Source organism: Mycobacterium sp. NGS59, from assembly GCF_059812345.1.
In genome coordinates this window covers 1-14,199 of sequence record NZ_JCALCN010000029.1, presented here as the reverse complement: position 1 = coordinate 14,199, position 14,199 = coordinate 1, and the positions used below count along the sequence as shown (strand labels likewise).

Sequence of the window (14,199 nt, the reverse complement as noted above, 5' to 3'; positions counted from 1 at the left end):
CGGCGCGGGTCGGCGTAGGTTGGGTGGCACGGAGCCCGCGCGAACCGCCTGGCGATGTTCTGAGTTTCAGCACGACAGCCAGGGGTAAGCCGTGCCGAGCCGCGAACAACCAGGAGTAGCGCATGACCGACGTTGCCGCTTTGCCGCCCGATCCCGACGACACCCGGGACATCCTCACCGACCGGCAAGGCCACCCGATCTACGACAATCAGAACCAGCGCACCATCGGTGCCCGCGGGCCGGCCACCCTGGAGAATTACCACTACCTGGAGAAGATCAGCCACTTCGACCGCGAACGCATACCGGAGCGGGTGGTGCACGCTCGAGGCTTCGTCGCCTACGGCTACTTCGAAGCGACCGGAAAGTGGGGCGACGAGCCGATCGCGAACTACACCAGGGCCAAGCTATTCGCCGAACCGGGCAAGCGCACCGACCTGGCCATCCGGTTCTCCACCGTCATCGGGGGCCGCGACTCGTCGGAGGCGGCGCGCGACCCCCGCGGGTTCGCGGTCAAGTTCTACACCGAAGACGGCAACTGGGATCTGGTGGGCAACAACCTCGGCGTCTTCTTCATCCGCGACGCGGTGAAGTTCCCCGACGTCATCCATGCGCTCAAGCCGGATCCGGTCACCTTCCGACAGGAGCCCGCCCGCATCTTCGACTTCATGTCCCAGACCCCGGAGTCGATGCACATGCTGGTCAACCTGTTCTCTCCCCGCGGCATCCCGGCCAACTACCGCACCATGCAGGGCTTCGGCGTCAACACCTACCGGTGGGTCAACGCTGACGGGGAGTCGCGCCTGGTGAAGTACCACTGGATGCCCAAGATCGGCGTGCAGAGTCTGACCGAGGCGGACGCCGCGGCCATCCAGGGCCAGGACCTCGGCCACGCCAGCCGAGATCTCTACGAGGCCATCGAGAACGGCGACTTCCCGGAATGGCAGCTGCTCGTGCAGATCATGAGCGATGACGACCACCCCGAGTTGGACTTCGACCCGCTCGACGACACCAAAGTGTGGCCCGAGAACGAATTCCCACCGAAGCTGGTCGGCACGATGGTGCTCAACCGCAATGTCTCCAACTTCTTCAACGAAAACGAACAGTCCGCTTTCGGCACCGGGGTGCTGGTCGACGGGCTGGAGTTTTCCGACGACAAGATGCTGGTCGGGCGGACGTTCTCCTATTCCGACACCCAGCGTTACCGGGTGGGTGCGAACTATCTGCAACTGCCGGTGAACCAGCCCAAGCACGCCAAGGTGGCGACCAATCAGCAGGGCGGACAGATGCAGTACGGCGTCGACAACAACGGCGCCAATCCGCACGTCAACTACGAGCCGTCCATCACCGGCGGCCTGCGGGAGGCCACCAGCCCCCTACCGGACGAGGTCGGTCCCGAGATCCGCGGGCGGTTGACCAAGAAGCGGATTCCGCGGACCGACGACTACACCCAGGCCGGACAGCGTTATCAGCTGATGGAGCAGTGGGAGAAGGACGACCTGGTGCTCAACCTGGTCGACGGCATCTCCGAGGCGGTGCGCGAGGTCCAGGAGCGCATGGTCTGGCACTTCCTGATGTGCGACGACGAGCTCGGCACCCGGGTCGGCGAGGGGCTGGGCATCACCCCGGACGACGTGCGGCATCTGGAGCCGTTGAGGTCCCAGACGCTGTCGGAGGACGAAGAGCAGCGTCGGGCCAACCTCGGCAAGAACGGACCGCGCGACGTCGCAGGGCTGACGATGACGCACTGCGTGCCCAACAAGCACGTCGCCGCGGCACAGTCCTAGGTCAGGCGGCGAGCAGGTCGTCGATCTGGTTGATCGCCGCCGACGCGCCCTCGACCACGCCCATGTCCAGCACCTGCTGAAGCGCCTCGGCGGATGCGTACGTGCTGACGAATACCGCGCGGGTGCCGCCGTTGTGCTCGGTGAAGGTGTAGACGTTGCGGGAGACCGGCAGCTCGGGGTTGGGGTTGAGGTCCGAGTCGGCGAAGCCGTCGACGAAGGAGAAGCTGGTCGGCTCGTCGACCGCCGTGACCTCCCAGTACCCGGCGTGCTTGTCGCCCTCCGGCCCGGTCATGTAATACGTGACGCGACCACCGGGCGTGAGGTCGTGATCGACCACAGTCGCCGGATAGGTCGGCGGCCCCCACACTTTCTCCAGTTGACGCGGGTCGGCGTAGATCTGCCAGATCCGCTGCACCGGGGCCGCGAAGTCGGCGGTGATGGTCAGGGTCAAGTTGTCGAGGTCTTGTTGGACGTCGGTCACGGGCATGGTTCAGTCCTCCTTCGGGTCCGATGAGATGAGTTCGTCGATACTCGCGACGCGATGCCGCCAGATCTGTTCCAGCTCGGTGAGCATCGAGGCCACCGACCGCACCGCTGTCACGTCACCGCTGGCCAGCTGCTCGCGACCGGTGCGTCGCTTGGTGAGCAGGCCGGCCCTCTCCAGCACGGCGACGTGTTTTTGGACCGCGGCGAAGCTCATCTCGTAATTCACCGCGAGCGCAGAAACCGAGTGCTCCCCGGTCAGTACCCGGCGCATGATGTCGCGCCGGGTCCGGTCGGCGAGCGCGTGGAACAAGGCGTCAGCCCTGTCCTCGATGTCCACGGTCACGAGTCCAAACATACAACCAATCGGTTGTATGTTGTCAACCCCTCGCCCTTCTGTAGTCCGGCATAGACCCGCCTGTTGTGGGTATGCGGGACGGATGAGCGAATCTCCTTCTGTCGCAGGCAGCACCGTGGTGATCACCGGGGCGTCCAGTGGTTTCGGTCGCGGCACGGCTTTGGAGCTGGCCCGGCGGGGCGCGAAAGTCGTTGTGGCAGCACGCCGTCAGCATGTCCTCGACGAGCTCGCCGCCGAGATCGAGGCGGCCGGTGGGACGGCCGTCGCGGTTCCGACCGACGTCAGCGAAGCCGGTGACATAGCCAAACTCGCCGCTGTGACGCTGGAACGGTTCGGTGGCTTCGACGTCTGGATCAACAACGTCGGCGTCGGGGCGCTCGGATTGTTCTGGGACATCCCCATCGAAGACCACGCCCGCCTCGTCGACGTGAACCTCAAGGGTCTGATCTATGGGACCCACGCCGCGTTGCTTCAGTTTCGCGCACAGGGCAAGGGCACCTTGATCAACATCGGTTCGGTGGACAGCGAAGTTCCGTTGGCCTACCAAAACACGTACGCCGCCACCAAGGCGGCGGTGCTGAGCCTCGGACGTTCGTTGACCGAGGAATTGCGACTCAACGGTGACACCGACATCAAGGTCGCCACCATCATGCCGTGGGCGGTGGACACACCGTGGTGGACGCACGCGGCGAACTACACCGGCCACGCACCGCGGATGGCGGCGATGGACGACCCGAAGATCGTCGTCGAAGCCATCGTGAAAGCCTGCACCGATCCGAAGGAACAACAACCCGTCGGGGTGAAAGCGCACGCCGCCAACATCTCTCACGAACTCTTCCCGGGCCTCACCGAGCGGATGTCCGGCAAGACCGCCAAGTCGGAGATCGAGAAGGCCGACCCGGTGCCGCGCAACTCCGGTTCCATCCACGAACCGATGGCCGAAGGCACCACGGTCGGCGGCGGGATTCGCGACCGGATGAAGCGCGAGGACAGCAGCGACTGACGAGCCGCTAGTGCCCGGAGAATTCGTCCATCGAGTTGTAGACGCCGACGCGGCGTAGGTAGAGGTCCCGCAGCCGGATCGGCAGCACCGCGGTCAGGACCTTGTTCATCTTCGACGTCCACGGCATCACGACGAACGGGTCACCGGCGAGCATCGCGGCCCAGGTGCGGTCGACGACGTCTTCCTGCTCGAGCATCGGCGTGAACAGGATGCCCTTCGCGCCGTCGAACATGCCGGTGTTGATGTAGGTCGGGCAGACAGTGGTGACCTTCACCTGGTCGTGGCCGGCCTGTTCCAGCTCGAGCCGTACCGAGTCGGAGAAGCCGATCGCCGCCCACTTGGAGGCCGAGTACGCGGCCATCCGGGGGATGGCGTTCAGACCCGCCGACGATGCGATGTTGACGACACGACATTGGATGTTGGACTCGATCATCGCCGGCAGGAACTCCCGCAGCACCCGCATGGGGCCGATGGAGTTGACTTCCATGGTCAGCGTGAAGTCGCGTGGTTCGTTCTCCCAGAAGTAGCCGTTGCCGCGCACGATGCCCGCGTTGTTGAACAGCACATGGATCGCGCCGACGTCGGTACGGACCCGTTCGGCAGCCTCGGCCACCCGATCCTGCGAGGTGACGTCGACGGTGTCGTAGTGGACCTTGCCCCCGGCCGCTTCCAATTCGGTCGCGGTCTCTTTGAGCGCCGCCTCGTTGGCGTCCCAGAGGACCACCGAAGCGGCGCTTTCCTTGACGGCATTGGTGGCAAAGAGTTTGCCGAGGCCCATCGCGGCCCCGGTGACCAGAACGTTGGTTCCCTTTACGGACTCCATCTGCTGAGCTCCTCTACGGCGTCGTGCGCGAAGCGATCGGATAGCTCTATATACCCCGTTCGCGCACCGCCGAAGAAGAATTTCGTCAGACGGTATTCGCGACGGCTCGGTCGGCCCAACCTGAGTCCGCCACCACATCGGTAAAGTCGATCCGCGGTCCGTTGTTGATCGACTCGTGCAGGTGCGCGGGGAACGAGAACGGGGGCGCTTTCCCCGGATTGGCCCGAACGTCCTCGGCGATGGCCCGGGCGATCGCATAACCCAGATCGAGGCGGGGCCATCCGGCCAGCACCCGATCGGTGAAACCGGTTGAGAGACGGTGCCTTTCCCTGCCGTCGATATCCAGCGAGATTCCGCGGTGCGCGGAGGACTGGACGGGGCCGAAGCGATGCGCCAGACCGACACTGGTGTGCAGCGCGATCGCTTGCCACACGGTGTCCAATCGGTCGTCGGGCAGCGCGTGCTCGCGGAGGAAACGCACGGCGGCATCGGCTCCCTCGACCTCGAAACGCTGATCACCCGCGCCGTAGGCGGTCACACCGAGGTCGTGCAGGATGCAGGCGAGGAAGAGCAGTTCCTCGTCGTAACCTGCGCCGCCGTCAGCGGCGGCCAATTCTCGCGCGAACAGGTAGCTGCGCACGCAATGATTGGCTAGATACGGCGGTGAGACGTCGTGCAGTAAGGCCATTGCGGCCGAACAGATTTCCGTGTCCGGGAATGCCCACTGGACGAGCTGGCCAGTGTTGAAGTCGCTCATCAGATCACCGTGCCGAACCTGCACGGATCTGTACCAGTGGGTTCATTGCCAGAATCCGCCGGGATCTGGACAGACTTACCGGGTCGGCGGGCGGCAAAGGGTGTCACCGTGCACTGCCTGGTAGGTGCCCGCGTTAGTGTGCTGGGGTCTGCCTCAGAGAAAAGTTGAATTTGATGACCACAGCAGAAGCGTCGGCGATCGAATCACGGGTCGGCCACTTCTACCAGATGGACAACACCTACCTGGTCGGCCGGGAGAAGGTACGCGAGTACGCCCGTGCCGTGCAGGACTATCACCCTGCACACTGGGACGTCGCTGCCGCCGCCGAGTTGGGATATCCGGACCTGGTGGCCCCGCTGACGTTCACGTCGGTGCCGGGCATGGCCTGTAACCGGCGCATGTTCGAATCCGTCGTCGTCGGCTACGACACCTATGTGCAGACCGAAGAGGTCTTCGAGCAGCACCGCCCCATCGTGGCCGGCGACGAACTCGTCGTCGATGTCGAACTGACGGCCGTGCGCAAAGTCGCCGGCCGAGAACTGATCACGGTGACCAACACCTTCACCGACCTCTCCGGCGAGCGGGTCCACACCCTGCACACCACCGTCGTCGGTGTCACGACCGAGGAGGTCGATCCCGCCGTCAAGGCCGCCGTGCAGAACGCGATGATGCACGACGTCAAGGTGATGGTGAACGAGGCTGACGACGCGTCCTACCGGAAGACCGTGCGTCCCGACGGCGAGATCCGGATTGCCGACGGAGGCGACCGCACCCCCGGGACGCCGTCCTTCGATGATCTGCAGGTGGGCGACGAGCTGCCCTTACAGACCGCCCATCTGTCCCGCGGGGACGTGGTGAACTATTCCGGCGTCGCCGGTGACGCCAACCCGATCCACTGGGACGAGAACCTCGCCAGGCTGGCCGGGCTGCCCGACGTGATCGCGCACGGGATGCTGACCATGGGTCTGGGTGCCGGATTCGCCTCAGCGTGGTCGGGTGACCCGGGAGCGGTCACCCGGTACGCGGTGCGGCTGTCGGCGCCCGCGATCGTGTCGGCCATCGAGGGCGCCGACATCGAATTCAGCGGCCGGGTCAAGTCGTTGAACCCGGAAACCCGCACCGGTGTCGTCATCGTCGGCGCGAAATCGGGCGGGCGGAAGATCTTCGGGTTGGCGACGCTGGACGTGCGCTTCCGCTGACCCGGCGGTAGCGCGTCTGCTGACGCAAATGTTCTTAGGCACAACAATATCGGGTTCGCGCGCGGACTGAATGCGACAATCCGGGTTTCCGATGCAGCTGTCGGCAAGTTTCGCGCGGGCCAAACCGGGTTACGCACTGCATTGATGGCGGCACGGACAGGGTGCCCAGCATCGCAGAGAAAGTCCAACGATGACGGCCAACGTGACCGAGAAATTGATCGATTCGCATCTGGTCTCAGGTGAGCTGAAACCGGGTGAGGAGATCGCCATCCGGATCGACCAGACGCTGACCGAGGACGCGACGGGCACGCTGGTGATGCAGGAACTGGAAGCGCTCGACCTGGACCGCGCCCAAACCGAGGTCAGCGTGCAATACGTCGACCACAACTTGCTGCAGACCGACGAGAAGAACGCCGAGGACCACGAGTACTTGCGTACCGCCGCGCAGCATTTCGGCTTGTGGTTCTCCAAGGCGGGCAACGGGGTGTCGCACCCGACGCACATGCAGCGCTTCGGCATTCCCGGCAAGACGATGGTCGGCTCGGATTCGCACACGCCGGCGGCGGGCTCGCTCGGCATGCTGGCGATCGGGGTCGGCGGTTTGGAGGTGGCCGTCGCCATCGCGGGCAAGCCGCTGCATCTACGCATGCCCGAAGTGTGGGGCGTGCGGCTGGAAGGCGAACTGCCGCAATGGTGTTCGGCCAAAGACGTGATCCTGGAGATGTTGCGCCGCCATGACGTCAAGGGTGGGGTGAACCGCATCATCGAGTACTACGGGCCGGGATTGGCCAGTGTTACCGCGATGGACCGACACGTCATCGCCAATATGGGTGCCGAACTCGGCGCCACCACGTCGGTGTTTCCCAGCGACGACGCCATCCGGGACTTCCTGCGCGCCGAGGGCCGCGAGGATGACTGGGTCGAGCTACTGGCGGACGACGGCGCGGACTACGACGTCGACGAGACCATCGATCTTTCCGAACTCGAACCCTTGATCGCCAAACCATCGTCGCCCGGCAACGTGGTACCGGTACGGGAAGTAGCGGGCGAGCCGATCGGCCAGGTGGTGATCGGGTCGAGTGCCAACCCCGGCCTTCGTGACTTCGCGATCGCCGCGGCGATGGTCGACGGTCGTCAGACCTCACCCGAGGTCAGCTTCGACATCAACCCGACCTCGCGCCAGATTCTGGCCGACCTGATGTCCATGGGTGCGACGACCTCCCTGGTGATGGCCGGTGCCCGCATTCACCAGGCGGGGTGCATGGGCTGCATCGGAATGGGTCAGGCGCCGGCGACCGGACACAACTCGCTGCGCACCATGCCACGCAATTTCCCGGGCCGGTCGGGCACCAAGGAAGACAAAGTGTGGCTGTGCTCGCCCGAGACAGCCGCCGCTTCGGCGCTGACCGGAGTGATCACCGACCCGCGGGACTGGGCTCGCGACGAAGACGTGGAGTACCCGACGTTGAATCTCCCGGAGAACAGCAGCGTCAACACCGCGATGCTGGTGCCGCCGTTGGACCCTGACGAGGCGGCGGAGGTCGATCCGGTCAAGGGGCCCAACATTTCTGGGCTGCCCGACCTGGAGCCAATTCCCGACGAATTCGAGGCCCCGGTGCTGTTGAAGGTCGGTGACAACATTTCCACCGACGAAATTTCTCCCGCTGGCGCCCGCGCACTGCCGTTTCGGTCGAACATCCCGAAGCTCGCGACGTTCGCCTTCACCCAGGTCGACGAGTCCTACCCCGACCGCGCCCAGGAGACCGAGGAAACCGGCCACGTCATCGTCGGCGGCGACAACTACGGTCAGGGTTCCTCGCGCGAGCACGCGGCCATCGCGCTGCGCCACCTCGGGTTGCGGGTCGTCATCGCGAAGTCGTACGCCCGCATCCACTGGCAGAACCTCGCCAACTTCGGGGTATTGGCGTTGGAGTTCGCCCATCCTGACGACTACGACAGCATCGAGCAGGACGACACCTTGGCGTTCAGTGACCTTCGCGAGGCGCTGGACAGATCCGATCGCATTACCGTCAAGAACGTCACGCAGGACACGACAATTGAAGTGTGTCACCGGCTTTCGCCGCGACAAGTCGAATACATCCTGGCCGGCGGACTTATCCCGCAGTTGACGAAGGAAGACGACTGACCCCGCTGGAGCATTCGGACGAACCCTTGGCTTTGGGTGTGAACACTGGGCTTTGCCGGGGCAGCCTTGGCGGGATTTCGCGTCGTGGCCTCACGCCGAAAGCCGCTGCGTCACAATCAAATCCGACACCGAAATCGTGACGCAGCCAAACGTCTTACGCTGCCGCAGGAAACGGTGCTCTGCCGGTGAAGTCAAGGTTAGACCCAGAACACCGTTCCCCGGCGCGACCTCGTTCCGCGAAGGTGCGCTCGAGCCTCGCCTGGCCAGTGGCCAGGAAACCCCAGCGACACCGACGCCGTTGTCGGACATGCCTTAGTTTGGCTAGCCCGCTATCGATTCGCGCACGTCGAGCAAATGCCATATCCGCCGCCGCGCGCCCGGCGCCCCAGCCGGCGCCGTTGGACGCTGCCACCGGATGCGGCCTCGTCGATGGGAACAGACGGGCGGTGAACTCCTCGACCTTTTGGCTGGTGGCCGCCAGAACGGGGAGCAGCCGACGATCTTGTTTGATCTCTTCGGTGACCGATGCGCTGGTGCTGTCGAGCCGTTCGCCGATGCGCTGGGCGTAGGCGACGAGGAACGAATGCCGAAACGACCGGGTTCGGGTCTGACCGTCGGCGCCGCTGCGTCGTCCAGCAGCGAGCATGGCTCGGTTGGCTTGCACCAACAGCGATGTGGTGAGTAGCTCGACCAGGTTGAGGTCGGTGTCGGAACCGACGACGGTGGCCAGTCCGAGATTCTCCACCCACACTGCGCGACAGCGGTTGGCTTGGCATACTGCGTGCACCAGCACCGCCTTGGCAGCGGCGTAGGGATTCTCGATCCAGATCCGTCGAGCACCCGCCACCGGCGCCCGGCCACGGTCGTGATCGGCGATCGCTTCATGTAGCGAGTGCCTGCTCATCAGTTCTTGCGCCTTGGCTGAGAGGGCTTCCGCTTCGTCGGGGAATCCCGTGGCCTCGGCCTTGGCCAGCAAAGCGCGCACCTTGGCGAGCGTCTTCTCGTCGACGTTGCTCACTGTCGATGGGATGTGTCTGTAGGCACCGGGTGGCGGCAACAGAACCGCGAGGGCAGGAAGTCTCCCGAGCAGAGTCAACACTGCCAGGACGGCGGTCAAAGCTGCATGGCGGTCGACGCCGTTCGCCGTTGCCCAGCGCCCCATCTGCGGTACCTGCGCTACGGGACCGACGACGGTTGCAATATCGGCGAGGTCCGACCGCCATTTCGGGTGCAGTGTCGCGACCGCGTACCGCTGGGACTCAACGACGATGGCCTCGTCGAGGTAGCGGGCGTCGGCTGACTGCAACTTGCGTCGGGCGATCTCGTGCAGGTCCGAGGGCAACCAGCCGTGCTCCCAGGCCGCTCTGATCGCCTCTTGCACGGCGAGCTCGGCCGCAATGTCGAGGTCACTTTCGGACGTCCCGTACTCGGCGAGAATGTCAGCGGCGTGCCGTGCCGCGTGGTCATCAGGACACGAAGCGGCCTGGCTCAAGGCCAAGACGAGGCGTTGAAGGAGTAGCACCCGGTCCGGACCCGGGGAAAAGCCAGCGCGTTCTCGTCCGGCTGCGCCCCGACGCCGGTTCTTCTGCTTGGCTGCCCGCTTCTCACGGTTGCGTCGACTCATGCTTGGAGTCTGCCCACGGGGTGTGACAACTTTCGGTTGCAGCGCCGTCGGCTAGAGCGGATGGCGGGTCACCCGCGAACTTCACCTTCAGCGGTGGTGAGCCAGTGAGCCGATCGGCTCACTCCTCGACGGCGTTTTGGTCCAGATTTCGATTCGAGGGCACCGTCGACCGCGGCGACCGTCGCCGCGGAATCCGGTCTGCGATGCCACTGAGTGAGTTGATCATCCTGTTGAGGGTGTCGACAGCAGACTCCAGGGTGTCAGCCGTGGGTGTCAACCTCTCCACCGCGGGCGCCAGCCGGCTCAGGATTTCAGCGGCTTCGGTGAATTGTTCGAGCGGTCCATCCTTTGCCAGCAGCTTGTCGATGACACCGTCCTGTGCGAACATCCGCTCGATAACGCCGTCCTCTGCGAATATCCGCTCGACCGGCCCGTCCTTGGCGAGCAGCCGATCTGCGAGCCCACCGGGCTCCAGGATCCGCTCCAGGGCGCTACCTTCGACGGATACCCGATCGAGAAGTCCGCCGGGTGCGGTCAACAGGTCGACAACTCCGCCCGCACGCATCAGCTTGTCCGCCGGCCCGCCGCGGGCCAGAGCGCGCCCCATCGCCCTGTCGCTTTCGGTGAATTCGGCAACTCGATTGGCGCCCACGATCGCGCCCCGCAGCGGAAATACGTCGGTAATCGAGTCTGCTGTCTTCGGGGCTTCCCCGCCCAAGGATTGCTTCACAGCCCCGAGCGCGATGGTCGCAGTGGCGAGTCCGGCGTCGGCCACCGCGACACCGGCCCGCGCCGGGGCCATCGCTACGCCGGCGATGAGTTTGCTGAGGTTCACCCGACAAGTGTATGGCGCGGGTGTCGTCTTCGGGGGCGACGGGACCAGCACGGCTGACAGTGGTCCGTCGACGCCTCCGCCATTCATCCACGCCGGAGCGCCAAATCGACTGCAAAATGTCATTTTTGGCTGCATCTACAGATACTGCTGGACGGGTTGTTGCGCACTGCCTCGCGCCCGTTGAATCGCGGGAGATCGCTACATGTTGCTCGTATCGCACTTCCAACGGCAACGGCACGAGACGTCCTGCGTCACATGACAAGTGCCCCACAGTGGTCCGAATGTGCGCGCTGCGTCGATTGGTTTGCTGGTCGGAGAAGGCGAACGAGAACTGTTCGCGCAGATTGGATTTCACGACCAGGCCGGTCGGATTTCGACACGCCACCACGGCACAGTGTCGTCGAGCAGACTCATTGCGCGGCCGACCTGAAGGGGGCCGACCCCGACCCTATTGCCGATGTCTCCGTAGGCCGTGCGGAGCCAAAAGGAAGGGTTTGGACGTCTTCCGGACATCATCGACGATGCTCACCTAGTCCTCAGCCAGCGGGCGGGTAGGTGAGGTGGCCGTCATCGACATGGGCGAAGTCGCTCAACGTCGCTCGGGTTGTGGTCGTTGCGGACATAATGTGGCGGACCTCGGCTCCAGCGACGATCAGCGCATCGGTGATCAGCCTGCGGTGACAGCGCCAAGGAACCGCCTCGCTGCACATGATCGCCGGACGTTGCTGGTCGCTGAGCTCGAGCAGCTCGCCCAGTCCATCGGCGAACTCGGTGGTTTGCATGTAATCGGCGTAGTCACGGAACGCCTTGACTCGCCACGCACCGTTCGGGCTTTCGACACCAGCCGGGGTATGACGCCGGCCACCCAGTTTCTGAATCCATCGGTAGCCAATGTCGGCCGGCATCTCCTCGATTATCGCCGCTTTGTTCCACTGCGGAAACTTCCGTGACGCCGGGTAGGAGCGCACATCGACCAGAACGGTGATCGCGGTGCCGCGCAACATGGCGATTACGTCCTCGAACGCGCGTGTTGAATGACCGATCGTCCAGACACGAGGGGCCATCTTGAAACCTTCCCTGCGGTCGTAGGCGATCCGAACGCATCGAGCATTTCCCCCGGGGCGACGGCGATCGCCGTGCCGTAGCAGCCCGCCAACGGATTATCGACGGTGTTGGGAGCTGATGCCGAAGGTGTCGGAGTCGGCGAGCACGGTGTAGATCTCCCACTTCTCCGCGCCAGGCCCGGTGACCCAGACCTTGTCCTGGGTGGCGAAGCAGCAGGTGGTGCCGAACTCTTCCTCGGTGAACATGCCGACGTCGGTTAGCCGGGCGATCTCGGTGTGCACGACGTCACTGGACTCGACCTCGACCCCGAGGTGATTCAGGGCGCCGCCCTGGCCGGGGTTCTCCAACAGGACCAGCTTCAGTGGCGGGTCGGCGATCGCGAAGTTGGCGTACCCCGGTTTGATCTTGGCGGGCTCGGCGTTGAACAGCTTGGAGTAGAACGTGATTGCCGCGTCGAGGTCATCGACGTTGAGTGCGAGCTGAACACGAGACATCGGAGCCACCCTCTAAGTTGTGAGACATATATCGAACTTGCTGATCCGTTCGACTGTGTCTACCTTTTTGATATATGTCAAGACAGAGTGACAGGATGGTGTGATGCCGAAAGCGTTGCCGGTGATCGATATGACCTCACCGGTGTGTTGTGCGCCGGTCGCGTCGGGCCCGATTAGTGATGCCGATGCGTTGCAGGTGGCGTTGCGGCTCAAGGCGCTGGCCGATCCGGTGCGAGTGAAGATCGTGTCGTATCTGTTCAGTTCCCCGGTGGGAGAAAAGATTTCCGGCGAATTAGCAGCCAGCCTGGATTTGAGTGAATCGACGGTCAGTCACCATCTGACCCAGCTGCGCAAAGCCGGGTTGGTGACCTCGGATCGTCGTGGCATGAACATGTTTCATCGGGTGCGTCCCGAAGCGCTGCAAGCTCTATGCACCGCCCTGGATCCGAACTGCTGCCGGTAGAGAGCCTCTCGAAAGGTTCTCGGCTGGGAGTTGGGCGGTGTGGTCTGCTGCGGAATGTTTGTGATGGCAAAACACGTCGTGACCTGCCGGGCAGGGATAGCATCGCGCCCGTTGGGCGGGTGAGTGGGGCAGTTCCTGGGGGTCTCCTGACGACCAGGCTGGTGATAATCCCTAGGGCGAAGAGTGGTGCACGGTGTCGGTGGCGCCGCCGAATTTACCAATGCTGACGACGGAGGCGAAGAACGCGAAGACTGGTCGGCGCGTCACTGGGCCTTTGGGTTCTTGCCCGAAACAGATCGTCGGATTTGTGCATTGGCCTCGTCGTTACGGAAGCTGACCGGGGTCTCCCCCCTCGCCTCCGTCGCCTCCTGCACCAGGACCGTGGTCCGGGGGTTCCCCAGGTCCGCCCGCAGTCCCGGGGTTGCCGGGGACGGTGACTGCACCGTTGGAGCTGGAGCCGCCGGCGCCACCGTTGCCCCCGTTGGCGCCGCTGCCGCTTGCGTCTAAGAACGGAAAGTCCGAGTCATAGCCATCGCCGCCTCCGCCCCCAACACCGCCATCACCGCCGAATCCACCCCTGCCGGAAGTGCCATTACCGCCGTTGCCGCCGAAGCCACCGTGACCGCCGTCGCCGGCCGAACCACCCGCGTCCAAAACGCCGCCGCCGGGGCGGCCGTCACCGCCACGGCCGCCGTCACCGCCCGATGCCCCGGTGCCCCCATTGCCGCCGGAGCCGCCGATCCCACCCGCGCCGCCGTCGGTGAAGGGAAAGCCACTACTGTCCCCGCCGCTCCCGGCTTCGCCGCCGTCGCCGCCCGCGCCGCCGTTCCCGTTGCGCACCGTTCCTGCGCCTCCGTCGCCGCCGTCGGCGCCTTGACCTCCCCAGCCGCCGCCGCCGCCGTTGCCAAACGAAGTCGTAGCCCCATTGGCGCCGGCTCCACCGGCGCCTCCCTTGCCGCCGTCTCCGCCAGTGCTACCCGCGCCGCCGAGCCCAGCCCGTCCGCCATTGCCACCGTCTCCACCCCGGTCGCCGTCGCTTGCTACGCCGCCGTTACCGCCGTTACCGCCGTTACCGCCGTTGCCGCCGGCGCCGTCGGTGCCGGCCGGGGCGAAGGGCCCGCCACCGGCGTGGCCGCCGGCCCCGCCGTCACCACCGCGGCCCGCA

The 14,199-nt window shown here is 64.9% G+C and carries 13 protein-coding genes and 1 pseudogene; 5 read left to right on the top strand and 9 right to left on the bottom strand.

Annotation, left to right across the window (positions count from 1 at the left end):
* Positions 1–122 precede the first annotated feature (122 nt).
* Positions 123–1,784, top strand: a complete 1,662-nt coding sequence (locus AC5Y46_RS22880) for a catalase (protein WP_499943703.1) — start codon at positions 123–125, stop codon at positions 1,782–1,784.
* Position 1,785: 1 nt separating this feature from the next.
* Here AC5Y46_RS22880 and AC5Y46_RS22875 read toward each other — a convergent pair whose 3' ends face one another.
* Together AC5Y46_RS22875 and AC5Y46_RS22870 are read right to left on the bottom strand one after the other, a co-directional pair.
* Positions 1,786–2,271 (bottom strand): SRPBCC family protein, encoded by a 486-nt coding sequence (locus tag AC5Y46_RS22875; RefSeq protein WP_499943702.1) that lies wholly within the window; start codon positions 2,269–2,271, stop codon positions 1,786–1,788.
* A 3-nt stretch (positions 2,272–2,274) separates the two neighbouring features.
* The gene (locus AC5Y46_RS22870; protein ID WP_499943701.1) at positions 2,275–2,613 is read right to left on the bottom strand and encodes an ArsR/SmtB family transcription factor; all 339 of its coding nucleotides are present in this window, start codon (positions 2,611–2,613) and stop codon (positions 2,275–2,277) included.
* Between the two features lie 94 nt (positions 2,614–2,707).
* Between AC5Y46_RS22870 and AC5Y46_RS22865 the strand changes: the two genes are divergently transcribed.
* The gene (locus AC5Y46_RS22865; RefSeq protein WP_499943700.1) at positions 2,708–3,628 is read left to right on the top strand and encodes an SDR family NAD(P)-dependent oxidoreductase; all 921 of its coding nucleotides are present in this window, start codon (positions 2,708–2,710) and stop codon (positions 3,626–3,628) included.
* A gap of 7 nt (positions 3,629–3,635) precedes the next feature.
* On the opposite strand, the gene AC5Y46_RS22860 is transcribed toward AC5Y46_RS22865, so the two are convergent.
* A complete protein-coding gene (locus AC5Y46_RS22860; RefSeq protein ID WP_499943699.1) occupies positions 3,636–4,451 on the bottom strand; it encodes an SDR family oxidoreductase in 816 nt (271 codons plus the stop codon).
* Positions 4,452–4,536: 85 nt separating this feature from the next.
* Positions 4,537–5,208, bottom strand: a complete 672-nt coding sequence (locus tag AC5Y46_RS22855; RefSeq protein WP_499943698.1) for an HD domain-containing protein — start codon at positions 5,206–5,208, stop codon at positions 4,537–4,539.
* A gap of 173 nt (positions 5,209–5,381) precedes the next feature.
* Between AC5Y46_RS22855 and AC5Y46_RS22850 the strand changes: the two genes are divergently transcribed.
* Both AC5Y46_RS22850 and AC5Y46_RS22845 read left to right on the top strand, forming a co-directional pair.
* Complete coding sequence (locus AC5Y46_RS22850; RefSeq protein ID WP_499943697.1) at positions 5,382–6,407, top strand: fused (3R)-hydroxyacyl-ACP dehydratase subunits HadA/HadB; 1,026 nt, start codon at positions 5,382–5,384, stop codon at positions 6,405–6,407.
* A gap of 190 nt (positions 6,408–6,597) precedes the next feature.
* Positions 6,598–8,553: an aconitate hydratase gene (locus AC5Y46_RS22845; RefSeq protein WP_499943696.1), complete on the top strand. Its 1,956-nt coding sequence runs from the start codon at positions 6,598–6,600 to the stop codon at positions 8,551–8,553.
* A gap of 154 nt (positions 8,554–8,707) precedes the next feature.
* Here AC5Y46_RS22845 and AC5Y46_RS22840 read toward each other — a convergent pair whose 3' ends face one another.
* From AC5Y46_RS22840 to AC5Y46_RS22825, 4 genes are all read right to left on the bottom strand, one after another.
* Positions 8,708–10,177, bottom strand: a complete 1,470-nt coding sequence (locus AC5Y46_RS22840) for a DUF2786 domain-containing protein (RefSeq protein WP_499943695.1) — start codon at positions 10,175–10,177, stop codon at positions 8,708–8,710.
* Positions 10,178–10,295: 118 nt separating this feature from the next.
* On the bottom strand, positions 10,296–11,012 hold the full coding sequence (locus tag AC5Y46_RS22835; protein WP_499943693.1) for a hypothetical protein: 717 nt from the start codon (positions 11,010–11,012) through the stop codon (positions 10,296–10,298).
* Between the two features lie 536 nt (positions 11,013–11,548).
* Positions 11,549–12,076 carry a DUF488 domain-containing protein gene (locus AC5Y46_RS22830; protein WP_499943691.1) on the bottom strand — a complete coding sequence of 176 codons (528 nt, stop codon included), beginning with the start codon at positions 12,074–12,076 and terminating at the stop codon, positions 11,549–11,551.
* Between the two features lie 96 nt (positions 12,077–12,172).
* A complete protein-coding gene (locus tag AC5Y46_RS22825; protein ID WP_499943690.1) occupies positions 12,173–12,571 on the bottom strand; it encodes an ArsI/CadI family heavy metal resistance metalloenzyme in 399 nt (132 codons plus the stop codon).
* Positions 12,572–12,674: 103 nt separating this feature from the next.
* Here AC5Y46_RS22825 and AC5Y46_RS22820 point away from each other — a divergent pair, with 103 nt between their 5' ends.
* On the top strand, positions 12,675–13,034 hold the full coding sequence (locus AC5Y46_RS22820; RefSeq protein ID WP_499943689.1) for an Rv2640c family ArsR-like transcriptional regulator: 360 nt from the start codon (positions 12,675–12,677) through the stop codon (positions 13,032–13,034).
* A gap of 324 nt (positions 13,035–13,358) precedes the next feature.
* Here the strand turns inward: AC5Y46_RS22820 and AC5Y46_RS22815 are convergent.
* Positions 13,359–14,199 (bottom strand): annotated as a pseudogene (locus tag AC5Y46_RS22815) (hypothetical protein); the annotation flags it as partial.

What these genes read in the sequence shown, in the direction of transcription:
- AC5Y46_RS22880 (WP_499943703.1), top strand. Translation starts at nt 123, where the DNA reads ATGACCGACGTTGCCGCTTTGCCGCCCGATCCCGACGACACCCGGGAC.
- AC5Y46_RS22875 (WP_499943702.1), bottom strand. Translation starts at nt 2,271, where the DNA reads ATGCCCGTGACCGACGTCCAACAAGACCTCGACAACTTGACCCTGACC.
- AC5Y46_RS22865 (WP_499943700.1), top strand. Translation starts at nt 2,708, where the DNA reads ATGAGCGAATCTCCTTCTGTCGCAGGCAGCACCGTGGTGATCACCGGG.
- AC5Y46_RS22860 (WP_499943699.1), bottom strand. Translation starts at nt 4,451, where the DNA reads ATGGAGTCCGTAAAGGGAACCAACGTTCTGGTCACCGGGGCCGCGATG.
- AC5Y46_RS22855 (WP_499943698.1), bottom strand. Translation starts at nt 5,208, where the DNA reads ATGAGCGACTTCAACACTGGCCAGCTCGTCCAGTGGGCATTCCCGGAC.
- AC5Y46_RS22850 (WP_499943697.1), top strand. Translation starts at nt 5,382, where the DNA reads ATGACCACAGCAGAAGCGTCGGCGATCGAATCACGGGTCGGCCACTTC.
- AC5Y46_RS22845 (WP_499943696.1), top strand. Translation starts at nt 6,598, where the DNA reads ATGACGGCCAACGTGACCGAGAAATTGATCGATTCGCATCTGGTCTCA.
- AC5Y46_RS22840 (WP_499943695.1), bottom strand. Translation starts at nt 10,177, where the DNA reads ATGAGTCGACGCAACCGTGAGAAGCGGGCAGCCAAGCAGAAGAACCGG.
- AC5Y46_RS22830 (WP_499943691.1), bottom strand. Translation starts at nt 12,076, where the DNA reads ATGGCCCCTCGTGTCTGGACGATCGGTCATTCAACACGCGCGTTCGAG.
- AC5Y46_RS22825 (WP_499943690.1), bottom strand. Translation starts at nt 12,571, where the DNA reads ATGTCTCGTGTTCAGCTCGCACTCAACGTCGATGACCTCGACGCGGCA.
- AC5Y46_RS22820 (WP_499943689.1), top strand. Translation starts at nt 12,675, where the DNA reads ATGCCGAAAGCGTTGCCGGTGATCGATATGACCTCACCGGTGTGTTGT.